The sequence below is a fragment of the Xanthomonas indica genome (assembly GCF_040529045.1).
In the GTDB taxonomy this organism is placed as follows: Bacteria; Pseudomonadota; Gammaproteobacteria; order Xanthomonadales; family Xanthomonadaceae; genus Xanthomonas_A; species Xanthomonas_A indica.
The window spans coordinates 3,030,621-3,043,470 of record NZ_CP131914.1 but is presented as its reverse complement, the minus strand read 5'-3'; the positions used below and the strand labels follow the sequence as shown (position 1 = coordinate 3,043,470).

The following is a 12,850-nucleotide window of genomic DNA, read 5'->3' as shown; positions in this document are numbered from 1 at the left end:
GCGGCTTGATTCGTTCCAGGCCGGCCGCCACTCTATGCGCCTTCGCCGGAACCCGCGCAATGCCGCGTTTCCGCCGCCATTTCACCCTGTTCGCGAGTATACATGAGCCCCTCTGCCGCCAATTCCGCCAAGCATTCCCGCCTGCTGATCCTGGGCTCCGGCCCGGCCGGCTGGACCGCCGCGGTCTACGCCGCGCGCGCCAATCTCAAGCCCGTGGTGATCACCGGCCTGCAGCAGGGCGGCCAGCTGATGACCACCACCGAGGTCGACAACTGGCCCGGCGACCCCCACGGCCTGATGGGCCCGGACCTGATGGCGCGCATGCAGGCGCATGCCGAGCGCTTCGAGACCGAGGTGATCTTCGACCACATCCACACCGCCGACCTGTCGCAGCGCCCGTTCCGGCTCAGCGGCGACAGCGGCGACTACACCTGCGACGCGCTGATCATCGCCACCGGCGCCACCGCCAAGTACCTGGGCATTCCCTCGGAAGAGGCGTTCAAGGGCCGCGGCGTGTCCGCCTGCGCCACCTGCGACGGCTTCTTCTACAAGGACCAGGACGTGGTCGTGGTCGGCGGCGGCAACACCGCCGTGGAAGAGGCGCTGTACCTGTCCAACATCGCCCGCAAGGTCTACCTGGTGCATCGCCGCGACACCCTGCGCGCGGAGAAGATCATGCAGGACAAGCTGTTCGCCAAGGTGGCCGCCGGCAAGATCGAGACCGTCTGGCACCACCAGGTGGACGAGGTGCTGGGCAACGAGGCCGGCGTCACCGGCGTGCGGGTCAAGTCGGTGCAGGACGGCAGCACCCGCGACCTGGAGGCGCACGGCTTCTTCGTCGCCATCGGCCATCACCCGAACACCCAGCTGTTCGACGGCCAGTTGGCGATGCACAACGGCTACCTGGAGATCCGCTCCGGCCTGGGCGGCGCCGCCACCGAGACCTCGGTGCCGGGCGTGTTCGCCGCCGGCGACGTCGCCGACCAGCACTACCGCCAGGCGATCACCTCGGCCGGCTTCGGCTGCATGGCTGCGCTGGACGCCGAGCGCTACCTGGACAAGGGTGCCTGAGTCCGCGCTCGCCCTGAGTCGCCGACCCCGGGTCGACAGTCGCCGCGCGCCGGCAAGCGCGCGCTGCGACGCAACCGGCGGTCGGCGCGCCCTTCTGCTGCGGTGGCCGGGGCGATGAGCCGGATCCGCTGGCTGCGCCGGCTCGACACCGTCGCCGCCGCCGACTGGGACGCGCTGCACGACGGCCGCAATCCGTTCGTCGCCCACGCCTTCCTGGCCGGGCTGGAGCAGCATGGCTGCCTGCGCCCGGACTGGGGCTGGAGCCCGCTGCATCTCAGCGTCTGGGACGGGGAGACGCTGGTCGCGGCCGCGCCCGGGTACCTGAAAAGCAACTCGCACGGCGAATTCGTGTTCGACCACGCCTGGGCGCATGCCTACGCGCGCTACGGCCAGGACTACTTCCCCAAGTGGCTTTGCGCGGTGCCCTACTCGCCGGTGACCGGGCCGCGGCTGCTGGCGCGCGACCTGGCCGCCTGGCAGGAGTTGTTGGCGGCCATGCAGGCGCTCGCCGAAAGCACCGGCCTGTCCTCGGCCCACGTCAACTTCCACCGCGCCGAGGAAGACGCCGCGTTCGGCGCCGACTGGCTGGAGCGCAACGACGTGCAGTACCAGTGGCACAACGAGGCCGGCTGGGCCGAGTTCGACGACTACCTGGGCGCGATGGACCACAAGCACCGCAAGAACATCCGCCAGGAGCGGGCCAAGGTGCAGCGTGCCGGCATCGACTTCCGCGTACTGCACGGCGACGAGGCCAGCGCTGCCGACCTGGAGGCGATGTACGGGTTCTACCTGCGCACCTTCGACGACTACGGCAATTCGCCAGCGCTGACCCTGGACTTCTTCGCGCATCTTGCGCGAACAATGCCGCGCAACCTGCTGATCTTCCTGGCCATGCACAAGGGTGTGCCGGTAGCCGGCGCATTCTGCCTGCGCGGCGGCGACACGCTGTACGGCCGCTACTGGGGCGGCGAGTCCCTGCCCGGCCTGCACTTCGAGACCTGCTACTACCAGGGCATCGACTATTGCCTGCGCGAGGGCCTGACCCGCTTCGAGCCGGGCGCGCAGGGCCAGCACAAGATCGCTCGCGGCTTCCTGCCGCGGCTGGTGCGCAGCCGCCACTGGATCGCCGACCCCGGCTTCCGCGTGCCGCTGGCCGAGTGGTGCGCGCAGGAGCGCGCCGAAGTCCGCCAGCACGCGGCGGCGCTGCAGCGCCATTCGCCGTTCCGCCACGACGCCTGAGCATCGGCTAGGCTGCCGGCGATGCGTCGTCTTCCTGCCCTGCTCGCGGCCGATCCCGCCGCGCCGTTCCCTCCGCCGTCCAGCGCCCTGCGCGAGCCTGACGGCCTGCTCGCGGTCGGCGGCGACCTGTCGCCGACCCGGCTGCTCGCGGCCTATGCGCAGGGCATCTTCCCCTGGTATTCCGATGGCGAGCCGATCCTGTGGTGGAGCCCGGACCCGCGCACCGTGTTCCGCAGCGACGGGGTGCGCCTGTCCTCGCGCTTCCGCCGCAGCCTGCGACGCTCGCCGTGGACGGTGCGCGCCGATACCGCCTTCGCCCAGGTCATCGACGCCTGCGCGCAACTCCCGCGCCGCGGCCAGGACGGCACCTGGATCACCGCACCGATGCGCGCGGCCTACCTGGCCCTGCACCAGGCCGGCCACGCGCATTCGGTGGAGGTCTTCGACGGCAGCGACCTGGTCGGCGGCATCTACGGGGTGGCGCGCGGGCACATGTTCTTCGGCGAGAGCATGTTCAGCGCCCGCAGCGGCGGCTCCAAGGTGGCGCTGGCGGCGCTGGCGCGGCGCCTGCACGGCTGGGGCTGGCCGCTGATCGACGCGCAGGTGGAGAACGACCACCTGCTGCGCCTGGGCGCCGAGCGCTGGCCGCGTGCACGCTTCCTGGAGGCCATCGCCCCGTTGGTGGCGACGCCTGCCGAGACCGGGCCGTGGACGTCGCGATTCGGGGCGCTGGCGGCGCTGGAACTGGCCCAGGGCTGAGCGGGATTAACGCAAACTTTGCATGGCGCGGCCCAGGCGAGTAAAATCCTCGCTCTTCAGGCCTTTGGCCGTTCCGAATCGCACAGGATTACATGTCGAAAGACGACTCCATCGAATTCGAAGGCACCGTCAGCGAGACGTTGCCCAATACCACGTTCCGGGTCAAGCTGGAAAACGGGCACGAAATCATCGCCCACATCTCCGGCCGCATGCGCAAGAACTACATCCGCATCCTGACCGGCGACCGGGTGAAGGTCGAAATGACCCCGTACGACCTGACCAAGGGTCGCATCACCTACCGCATGAAGTAATCCGCCACGGGCGGACATGAAGAAGGCGGCCAATGGCCGCCTTTCGCGTCTGCAACGATGGAACGACGGTGACCTCGCCAGGCGGCTGCAGCCTCTGCAGCCGCCTTTCGTCGTGCCTGTCCGGCCTCAGTCCACCGTCGCCGGCAGCAGGCGCTCGGGCTCGGCCTGGGTCTCCACCACCAGCTCGCCGTCGCGCACGTCGATGGTGACGCGGCCGCCGTTGACCAGCTTGCCGAACAGCAACTCGTCGGCCAGCGGGCGCTTGACCTTGTCCTGGATCACCCGTGCCATCGGCCGCGCGCCCATCAGCGGGTCGAAGCCGTGCTGGGCCAGCCAGTCGCGCGCGGTCGGGGTCGCCGACAGCGACACATGCTTCTCCTGCAGCAGCATCTCCAGCTCGATCACGAACTTGTCGACCACCCGCAGAATGTGGCTGAAAGCCAGCGGCTGGAACTGCACCACCGCGTCCAGGCGGTTGCGGAACTCCGGGGTGAAGCTGCGGCGGATGATCTCCATCGCATCGGTGGAGTGGTCCTGCTGGGTGAAGCCGATCGAGCGCCGCGAGGCCTGGGTTGCACCGGCATTGGTGGTCATCACCAGGATCACGTTCTTGAAGTTCGCCTCGCGCCCGTTCGTGTCGGTGAGCACGCCGCGATCCATGACCTGCAACAGGATGTTGAAGATATCCGGATGCGCCTTCTCCACCTCGTCCAGCAGCAGCACGCAGTGTGGGGTCTTGACGATCTTCTCGGTCAGCAGGCCGCCCTGGTCGAAGCCGACGTAGCCCGGGGGCGCACCGATCAGGCGGCTGATCGAATGCGGCTCCATGTACTCGGACATGTCGAAGCGCACCAGCTCGATGCCCAGCTGCAGCGCCAACTGCTTGGTGACCTCGGTCTTGCCCACGCCGGTGGGGCCGGCGAACAGGAAGTTGCCGATCGGCTTCTCCGGATTGCCCAGGCCCGAGCGCGCCAGCTTGATCGACGAGGACAGCGTCTCGATCGCCGGATCCTGGCCGAAGATCACCATCTTCAGGTTGCGCTCCAGGTGCTGCAGCACGTCCTTGTCGGTGGCGCTGACCTGCTTGGCCGGGATCCGCGCCATCTTGGCGACGATGGTCTCGATCTCCTCGATGTCGATCAGTTCCTTGCGCTGGCCTTCCGGCAGCAGCCGCTGGCGCGCGCCGGCCTCGTCGATCACGTCGATCGCCTTGTCCGGCAGCAAGCGGTCGCCGATGTGCTTGACCGACAGGTCCACCGCGGCCTGCAGCGCGTCGTCGGCGTAGGTCACGCCGTGGTGCGCCTCGTACTTGGGCTTGAGGCCCTGCAGGATCTCGAAGGTCTCGCCCACGGTCGGCTCGACGATGTCGATCTTCTGGAAGCGCCGCGCCAGGGCGCGGTCCTTCTCGAAGATGCCGCGGTATTCCTGGAACGTGGTCGAACCGATGCAGCGCAGCTCGCCCGAGGACAGCGCCGGCTTGATCAGGTTGGACGCGTCCATGGTGCCGCCGGAGGCGGAACCGGCCCCGATGATGGTGTGGATCTCGTCGATGAACAGCACCGCATTGGGCACCTTCTTCAGCGAGGTCAGCACGCCCTTCAGCCGCTTCTCGAAGTCGCCGCGGTACTTGGTGCCGGCGACCAGCGCGCCCAGGTCGAGCGAGAAGATCACCGCGTCGGCCAGCACCTGGGGCACGCTGCCCTCGACGATGCGCTTGGCCAGGCCCTCGGCGATGGCGGTCTTGCCGACGCCGGCCTCGCCCACGTACAGCGGATTGTTCTTGCGGCGGCGGCACAGCACCTGGATGGTGCGCTCGATCTCGTCGCCACGGCCCACCAGCGGGTCGATGCGGCCGTTGCGGGCCTGCTCGTTCAGATTGGTGGCGTACTCGGCCAGGGCGTCGCCCTTCGGCTCGCCCTCGCCCGCCTCGCCCTTGGGCTCGCCGTCGGCCGGGGCGGCGTGCTCGCCGTCCTCGCCCATCTTGGCGATGCCGTGAGACAGGTAGTTGACGATGTCCAGGCGGGTGATGTCCTGCTGGTTCAGGAAGTACACCGCGTGCGAGTCCTTCTCGCCGAAGATCGCCACCAGCACGTTGGCGCCGCTGACCTCCTTCTTGCCCGAGGACTGCACGTGGTAGACCGCCCGCTGCAGCACCCGCTGGAAGCCGAGGGTGGGCTGGGTGTCGCGGCCGTCGTCGTCGGCCAGGCGCGCCACCGAGGCTTCGATGGCCTGTTCCAGGTCGCTGCGCAGGCGGTCGACATCGGCGCCGCAGGCCTTGAGCACGGCCTGAGCGGAGGGATTGTCGAGCAGCGCCAACAGCAGGTGTTCCACCGTCATGAACTCATGACGGGCTTCCCGGGCGCGCTTGTAGCACTGGCCGATGGTCTGCTCGAGATCTTTGCTGAACATGGTGCACTCCGACGTCTGTTGCCGACGATATGTGGCTTGAGCTGCGAAATTTCCACAACCCTATCGGATCAGTGTGTTCAGACCGCGTTAGTCCGGGCAGACCGGGAGCCGACGCCTCCCACTATCAGGCTTTTTCCATCGTGCACAACAGGGGGTGCTGGTTCATCCGCGAGAACTCGTTCACCTGAGCCACCTTGGATTCAGCCACCTCGCGGGTATACACCCCGCAGACGCCGCGGCCGCGGGTATGCACGTGCAGCATCACCTGGGTGGCGCGTTCCAGGTCCAGGGAGAAGAACTGCTGCAGCACGGTCACCACGAAGTCCATCGGGGTGTAGTCATCGTTCAGCAGCAGCACCTGATACATCGGCGGTCGGGCGATTTCCGGCTTTCCGGACTCCACCATGACGCCATGATCGTGCTCGGGGGAATTCTTGCGGGGCATCTCCCCATTATATACGGGGGCCGCCGGCCCGGATTGGACGATCGCCGGCCCTGCCCGCACAATTCCCCTCCTTTCGATGGCGCTTCGCATGCATTCGACGATGTTCCCCAAGCTTCCGCTGTTCGCCGCGCTGCTCGCCGCCGCCCTGCCGGCGGCCGCCACGCCGCCGGATGCGGCGCTGGGCAAGCGCCTGCAGGCGCTGGGCTACGACGCGCAGGCCGACGAGGACGGCGACTACCAGGTGCTGTTCGGCCTGCGCGAGAACGGCGGCGAGCGCAAGCAGCTCACCTACGTGCGCTCGCCGGTGGAGACCTTCGGCAGCTACCGCATCCGCGAGGTGTGGTCGCCGGCCTACCAGGCCCAGGGCGACAGCTTGCCGGCCAAGGTCGCCAACCGGCTGCTGGAGGACGCGCAGTCGGACATCCTCGGCGGCTGGGTGCGCCAGGGCGGCACCGCGGTGTTCGTGGTCAAGATCCCCGCCGATGCCGACGATGCGGCGCTGCGCGAGGCGCTGGAGGCGGCCGCACGCGGCGCCGACGCGATGGACGCCGAACTCAACGGCGGCAAGGACCTGTTCTGATGACGGCGACCGCGGAACCCTGGCAGCCGGATGTGACCGTGGCCACGGTGGTGGTGCGCGACGGGCGCCTGCTGCAGGTCGAGGAAGCGATCGCCGGTGCGCTGGTGCTGAACCAGCCGGCCGGCCACCTGGAGCCGGACGAGCGCCTGATCGAGGCCGCGGTGCGCGAGACGCTGGAGGAAACCGGCTGGCAGGTGCAGCCGACCGCCTTCATCGGCGCCTACCAGTGGAAGGCCGACAACGGCCGCCATTATCTGCGCTTCGCCTTTGCCGCCGACCCGGTCGCGCACGATCCGCAGCGGCCGCTGGACACCGGCATCGTGCGGGCGCTGTGGATGACCCCGGCCGAGCTGGAGGCCGCCGCGCCGCGCTGGCGCAGCCCGCTGGTGTGGCAGGTGGTGGCCGACTACCTGGCCGGCCGCCGCTACCCGCTGGACCTGTTGCGGCAGGTGGCATGAGCGGCGCAGCGGTCATGGTCGGGGTCTCCGGCGGCGTGGATTCGTCGGTGGCGGCCTGGCAACTGGTCCAGCAGGGCGCGGCGGTGTCCGGCCTGTTCATGCAGAACTGGGCCGACGACGGCAGCGGCGACTGCCGCGCCGACGACGACCGCCGCGATGCGGTGGCGGTGTGCGGCCGGCTCGGCATCCCGTTCCATTTCCGCGATTTTTCGCAGGAGTACTGGCAAGGGGTGTTCGCGCACTTCCTGGCCGAGTACGCCGCCGGGCGTACGCCCAACCCGGACGTGCTGTGCAACCGCGAGGTCAAGTTCAAGCATTTCCTGGACGCGGCGCGGGAGCTCGGCGCCGAGCGCATCGCCACCGGCCACTATGCGCGGGTGGACAGCGTCGGCGGCCGCTGGCGGCTGCTGCGCGGGCTGGACCGCAACAAGGACCAGAGCTACTTCCTGCACCAGTTGGGCCAGGCGCAACTGGCCGCGACCCTGTTCCCGGTCGGCGAGCTGCCCAAGGAGCAGGTGCGCCGCATCGCCCGCGAGGCCGGCCTGCCGACCCACGCCAAGAAGGACTCCACCGGCATCTGCTTCATCGGCGAACGGGATTTCCGCGAATTCCTGGGCCGGTACCTGCCGGCGCGGCGCGGCGAGATCCGCGACCCGCACGAGCAGGTCGTGGCCGAGCATCCGGGCGTGTTCTACTTCACTCTGGGCCAGCGCGAGGGCCTGAACATCGGCGGGGTGCGCGGCCGCGCCGCAGCGCCGTGGTACGTGGTCGGCAAGGACGTCGCCCGCAACGTGCTGTACGTCGACCAGGACCGCGACAGCCCCTACCTGATGGCCAACCGGCTGCAGTCCGAGATCGCCCACTGGATCGCCGGCGCGCCGCCGGCACGGCGCTTCGACTGCACCGCACAGACCCGCTACCGCCAGGCCGACGAACCGTGCACGGTTGAGGTCGGCGACGACGGCCGCCTGGCGGTGCGCTTCGCGCGCCCGCAGCGCGCCGTCACCCCCGGCCAATCGCTGGTGCTGTACCAGGGCGAGGAATGCCTGGGCGGCGCCGTGATCGCCACCACCGATGCCCCGCTGGAGCGCCGCCTGGCGCAGCAGGCCCCCGCCGTACACGAGGACACCATTCGATGACCGATTCCATGGACGCGCGCATGCTGGCGCTGGCGGGCGTGGCCCAGGCCCTGCAGCAGGTGCGGCGCATCGCCGAGACCGGCCAGTCGGAGGCGTCGCTGGTGCGTACCCTGCTCGACAGCGTGTTCCGCATCGATGCGCCCAGCCCCGAAGCGGTCTACGGCCGCCGCGCCGACCTGGCGCCGGGCCTGCGCCTGCTGCACAACTACTTCCGCAACCAGGGCCAGGACGAGGTGCTGCCGCGGCTGGCGCTGGCGGTGATCCAACTGGAACGGCGCTTTGCCGGCGATGCCGAGACCGACGCCAAGGTCGACGCCGGCCTGGCCCGGATCGCGCCGCTGCTGGAGCGCCATGGCGACAGCACCCACCCGGAGGTGATCGCGGCGCTGGGCCAGCTCTATGCCGACACCATCAGCCACCTGCGCCCGCGGGTGATGGTGCAGGGCAACCCGCATTACCTGGGCCAGGCCGGGGTGGTGGCCGAGATCCGTGCGCTGCTGCTGGCGGCGGTGCGCTCGGCGGTGCTGTGGCGGCAGATGGGCGGCAGCCTGTGGGACTTCCTGCTGGCCAAGCGGCGCATGCGCGAGACCGTGGACCGCGCGCTGCGCTGAGCCTCTCGGGCGCTGGCGCGGGGGCGACAGCGCGCCGCCCGCGCGCCGTTCTGCGACGTCGATCGTACGAATGTCGGCAGGTTTCGATGATCCGCTCACCGCGTTGCTAAAGACCCGGGGGGGACGGCCGATACAGCAATCGTGAATCTGCCGAGAACTTCCATGTACTCACGCCTCCTGATCCGTCTGGCCGCCCCGCTCGCCCTGACGCTGCTGTTCCCCATCGCCGCCGGTTTCGATTGGCCGGCCCCGGTCCGTTGGGCCATCCTCACCACGATGACGCTGAGCTGGCTCGGTTTCGCCGGCTGGACCGCGTACAGCCAGACCCGGCGCTCGCCGGAGCAGGCCAAGGTCATGCGCGAGCAGGACCACCTGCTGACCGAGCTGCGCAGCTTCGTCGGCAACGAGATCGAGGGCTCCCGCTCCGAGATCGAACGTGCCCGCGAGCTGATCCGCCAGGCGGTCAGCGGCCTGGGCGGCAGCTTCGAGGCGATGAACCGCAAGTCGCGGCAGCAAAGCGTGGCGCTGGCCCGCATCGTCGACCGCGCCGGCGAAGACGGTGGCGCCGGCGTGGACGTGGCCCGCTTCGCCCAGCATGCCAGCCAGCGCATGGAGCAGCTGGTGGAGGCGCTGGAGCAGGTCAGCGGCCAGAGCAGCACCACGGTGCACTACATCGACGACATGTCCCAGCACCTGGACGGCATCTTCGCCCTGCTGGAGGACGTCAAGTCGATCGCCGACCAGACCAACCTGCTGGCGCTGAACGCGGCGATCGAAGCGGCGCGCGCCGGCGAGGCAGGCCGCGGCTTCGCGGTGGTGGCCGACGAGGTGCGCAACCTCTCCGAGCGCTCGACTACCTTCAACGAGCAGATCCGCAAGCTGGCGCACAGCTCCAAGGACGCCATCGCCAAGGTCCGCGAGACGGTCTCGAACATGGCCTCGCGCGACATGGACCGCTCCCGCGAGGCGCGGGCCGAGGCCGCGGCGATGCTGGACAACGTGGCCGCGATCAACCACTCGCTGGGCGACGGCATGCGCGAGATCTCCGAGTGCGGCCGCGCCATCGACAGCAGCGTCGCCGAAGCGGTGCGCGCCCTGCAGTTCGAGGACATCGCGACCCAGGCCCTGGGCGGCGTGCACACCCACCTGGACCGCCTGACCGCGATCAACCGCGAGGCCGTAGCACTGCAGGAACTGCTGCACCGCAATGGCGGCGTGTTCGATCACGAACTGATCGACGCCCTGCAGCGGGTCGGCAACCGCCTGCGCGACATGCGCACCGAGTGGGAGCGTCCGCCGCACAAGCCGGTGGCGCAGCAGAGCATGGGCGCCGGCACCGTCGAGCTGTTCTAAGCCCGCCTTGCCCTCCTCCGTGCCATGAACCGACGAGTCCCCGGCCCCTGCCGGGGCTTGTCGTCTCTGCCCTTCCCGCCCGGCCCCGTCGATGTCGATGCCTCTCCAGTCCCTGTCCCGAGTTGCGGCCATGTCCTGCGATGAAAGCAGCAGCGCACACGCGCCCTCGTCCGAGCCGGTGGCGGACCCCGCGCCGCGCCCGGTGAGCGCGCCGCGCCAGCCGGGTCACACCCTGCGGCGGCTGGAGACCCTGGCCCAGGCCGAACTGCGGCAGTTGCTGATCGCGCGCGCCCCGGCACCCGAGGACGCGCGCATCGCCGACCCGGTCTGGGCCGGCCTGGCCTGGGACATGGGCCTGAACGGCAGCGCGGTGGCGGCCGCCGGCACACCGGCGCCGCTGGTGCACTTTCCGCTCTACGACGGCGACTGAGTCGATCGCGGCGGCCGCACTGGTCGCGAGCGACGCTTGCTGTGGCAGTGGGTTCAGGGCACCGCTACAAGTTCCCCCCACCTCATTACCCTCCATTTCGCCTGGCGCATGAGGCCGGGCGCCCATTCGCACTGCGCGGCTGCAGGGGTGGAGGCGGTAGCGGGAACGCCCCGGCGCGGCCGAAGCCGCTCCTACGCGGGGACGGCGGATCTTGCAGACCGCGGCAACGGCCGCGATGCGCGGTGCAGGCGCGATAAGCGAGCGACACGTGCCCGGCCGGCCGCATGCAGTCGGGACTGAAGTCCCTCCCACAAGTGTCGCGCCCAGACCCCGACATCGGTGATGCAAGGATGCATTCGGTGGCGAGATGCGACACATCGACCAGCACGCCATTACGCAGCGCAAAAACCAGCAAGCACGGCATCCAGTCGCGCAACTGGAGCCATTCCGCGACCTGGAGCGTCCGGTCGCTGCAACGCATCACGGTGGGAGCGACTTCAGTCGCGACGCATGACGCCGTCCGGCGTAGTGATGTTCCTGCCGTCGGGACTGAAATCCCTCCCCCAATCTGCCTTGCGTGTGGGGACAGCACGCTGCAACGCCGCGCCATTCGCCGCCGCCCGGCTGCCGGGAAATCCCGGTCGCGGCAGCCACAACTCCTGCAATGTTCGGCCTCGGGTCGCGGCTGAAGCCGCTCCTACGCGGCGCCTACACCGCCTCCGGTCAGCTCGGATTTTCCAGCGAGAACAGATCCGCCTGCTTGTCGTAGGCGAAGTACTCGGCGTAGCGCGCCCAGCTGGTGACCGCCTGCACCGTCTCAGCCGCATAGCTCTCGGACATGTGGTCTTCCAACTCGTCGCGGAAACGGCGTGCCGGCGCGTGATGCGCCGGACGTTCGTCGAGCACGCGGCGGATGTGCGCCGCCAGCGGCACGTAGGTGGCCAGGTGCTGGGCGAACAGTTGCTTGCGCGCGTCCGTGCCCAGTTCGGCGAAGCGCTGCCCGGCCGGCGTCAGTTGCAGGTCGCCCTGCTCGAACACGGCGAAGCGCAGCAGTTGCAGGGTTTCGGCGATCGGGAACAGTTCGTCCACTTCCAGCTGCAGCCCGGCCGCCAGCGGCGGCAGGTCGGCACGGCCGTGGTAGGGCTCGGCCGCCACCGCTTCGATCAGGCCGGCCAGCAGGTTGCTCGACACGCGCGGCAACACCATGGCGATGCCGCTGCCCGGGAACACGCCTTCGCGGGTCTGCGGTCGCTGCGGGCTGGCGGTCATGCGTGCATAGATGTCGTCGACCAACGCACGGAACGCCGGCGCCAGGCGATTGCGCGGCTGCGGCAGGGTCACCTCGATCTCGCCGATCACCCGCCCGGGATTGGCGCCGAAGATGACGATGCGGTCGCACATCAGCACCGCTTCTTCGATGTTGTGGGTGACCATCAGGATCGATTCGATCGGCATGCGCCCTTCCGACCACAGGTCCAGCAGGTCGGTGCGCAGGGTCTCGGCGGTCAGCACGTCCAGCGCGGAGAACGGCTCGTCCATCAGCAGCAGCTTCGGCCGCACCACCAGCGCCCGCGCCAGGCCCACGCGCTGGCGCATGCCGCCGGACAGTTCCTTCGGGTAGGCGCCTTCGTAGCCGTCCAGGCCGATCAGGTCGATCGCCGCTAGGGCGCGCCGGCGGCGCTCGTCGGCAGCCACCCCGCGCGCCTCCAGGCCCACTTCCACGTTCTGCAGCACGGTCAGCCACGGAAACAGGGCGAAGCTCTGGAACACCATGGCGATGTCGTCGGCCACCTGGCCCGGCGCGGCGTCGCGGAAGGCGATGCTGCCGGCGCTGGGCTGCAGCAGCCCGGCGATGGCGCGCAGCAGGGTCGACTTGCCCGAGCCGGAGCGCCCGAGCAGGCCCACGATCTGCCCCGAGTTCAGGGTCAGGTCGACATCCTCCAGCACCACCAGCGGCGTCGCCCCACCCTTGTCGTAGCTCTTGCGCACGCCCTGCACGCGGACCAGCGGGGCGCGCTCGGGCACGCTTGCGGAATAGCTCATGG

13 protein-coding genes are annotated in these 12,850 nt (G+C 69.6%); 10 read left to right on the top strand and 3 right to left on the bottom strand.

Annotated features, from left to right (window positions below; translation table 11 throughout):
- The first annotated feature begins 102 nt into the window (after positions 1-102).
- The 4 genes from trxB to infA all read left to right on the top strand — a co-directional run bounded on the left by trxB (position 103) and on the right by infA (position 3,380).
- On the top strand, positions 103-1,071 hold the full coding sequence (gene trxB / locus Q7W82_RS13160; protein WP_010341722.1) for a thioredoxin-disulfide reductase: 969 nt from the start codon (positions 103-105) through the stop codon (positions 1,069-1,071).
- Positions 1,072-1,185: 114 nt separating this feature from the next.
- Positions 1,186-2,310 carry a GNAT family N-acetyltransferase gene (locus Q7W82_RS13155; RefSeq protein ID WP_242158674.1) on the top strand — a complete coding sequence of 375 codons (1,125 nt, stop codon included), beginning with the start codon at positions 1,186-1,188 and terminating at the stop codon, positions 2,308-2,310.
- 21 nt (positions 2,311-2,331) lie between these two features.
- Positions 2,332-3,069, top strand: a complete 738-nt coding sequence (gene aat / locus Q7W82_RS13150; RefSeq protein WP_242158664.1) for a leucyl/phenylalanyl-tRNA--protein transferase — start codon at positions 2,332-2,334, stop codon at positions 3,067-3,069.
- Between the two features lie 92 nt (positions 3,070-3,161).
- Positions 3,162-3,380 (top strand): translation initiation factor IF-1, encoded by a 219-nt coding sequence (gene infA, locus Q7W82_RS13145; RefSeq protein ID WP_004425677.1) that lies wholly within the window; start codon positions 3,162-3,164, stop codon positions 3,378-3,380.
- A 126-nt stretch (positions 3,381-3,506) separates the two neighbouring features.
- On the opposite strand, the gene clpA is transcribed toward infA, so the two are convergent.
- Together clpA and clpS are read right to left on the bottom strand one after the other, a co-directional pair.
- Positions 3,507-5,789, bottom strand: a complete 2,283-nt coding sequence (gene clpA, locus Q7W82_RS13140) for an ATP-dependent Clp protease ATP-binding subunit ClpA (protein ID WP_242158662.1) — start codon at positions 5,787-5,789, stop codon at positions 3,507-3,509.
- 124 nt (positions 5,790-5,913) lie between these two features.
- Positions 5,914-6,234, bottom strand: coding sequence for an ATP-dependent Clp protease adapter ClpS (gene clpS / locus Q7W82_RS13135; RefSeq protein WP_242158654.1), 321 nt, complete (start codon positions 6,232-6,234; stop codon positions 5,914-5,916).
- Between the two features lie 76 nt (positions 6,235-6,310).
- On the opposite strand from clpS, the gene Q7W82_RS13130 reads away from it, so the two are divergent.
- The 6 genes from Q7W82_RS13130 to Q7W82_RS13105 all read left to right on the top strand — a co-directional run bounded on the left by Q7W82_RS13130 (position 6,311) and on the right by Q7W82_RS13105 (position 10,805).
- Complete coding sequence (locus tag Q7W82_RS13130; protein WP_242083468.1) at positions 6,311-6,814, top strand: hypothetical protein; 504 nt, start codon at positions 6,311-6,313, stop codon at positions 6,812-6,814.
- The gene (locus Q7W82_RS13125; RefSeq protein WP_242158652.1) at positions 6,814-7,272 is read left to right on the top strand and encodes an NUDIX hydrolase; all 459 of its coding nucleotides are present in this window, start codon (positions 6,814-6,816) and stop codon (positions 7,270-7,272) included. The genes Q7W82_RS13130 and Q7W82_RS13125 overlap by 1 nt, the downstream gene beginning before the upstream one ends.
- The gene (gene mnmA / locus Q7W82_RS13120) at positions 7,269-8,411 is read left to right on the top strand and encodes a tRNA 2-thiouridine(34) synthase MnmA (protein ID WP_242158650.1); all 1,143 of its coding nucleotides are present in this window, start codon (positions 7,269-7,271) and stop codon (positions 8,409-8,411) included. The genes Q7W82_RS13125 and mnmA overlap by 4 nt, the downstream gene beginning before the upstream one ends.
- A complete protein-coding gene (gene hflD / locus Q7W82_RS13115; protein ID WP_242158647.1) occupies positions 8,408-9,022 on the top strand; it encodes a high frequency lysogenization protein HflD in 615 nt (204 codons plus the stop codon). Before mnmA ends, hflD begins: the two co-directional genes overlap by 4 nt.
- 162 nt (positions 9,023-9,184) lie before the next feature.
- A complete protein-coding gene (locus tag Q7W82_RS13110) occupies positions 9,185-10,375 on the top strand; it encodes a methyl-accepting chemotaxis protein (RefSeq protein WP_160947203.1) in 1,191 nt (396 codons plus the stop codon).
- Positions 10,376-10,505: 130 nt separating this feature from the next.
- Positions 10,506-10,805, top strand: a complete 300-nt coding sequence (locus tag Q7W82_RS13105; RefSeq protein ID WP_242158646.1) for a hypothetical protein — start codon at positions 10,506-10,508, stop codon at positions 10,803-10,805.
- 723 nt (positions 10,806-11,528) lie between these two features.
- On the opposite strand, the gene Q7W82_RS13100 is transcribed toward Q7W82_RS13105, so the two are convergent.
- Positions 11,529-12,848, bottom strand: a complete 1,320-nt coding sequence (locus Q7W82_RS13100) for a nitrate/sulfonate/bicarbonate ABC transporter ATP-binding protein (RefSeq protein WP_242158645.1) — start codon at positions 12,846-12,848, stop codon at positions 11,529-11,531.
- Positions 12,849-12,850 lie beyond the last annotated feature (2 nt).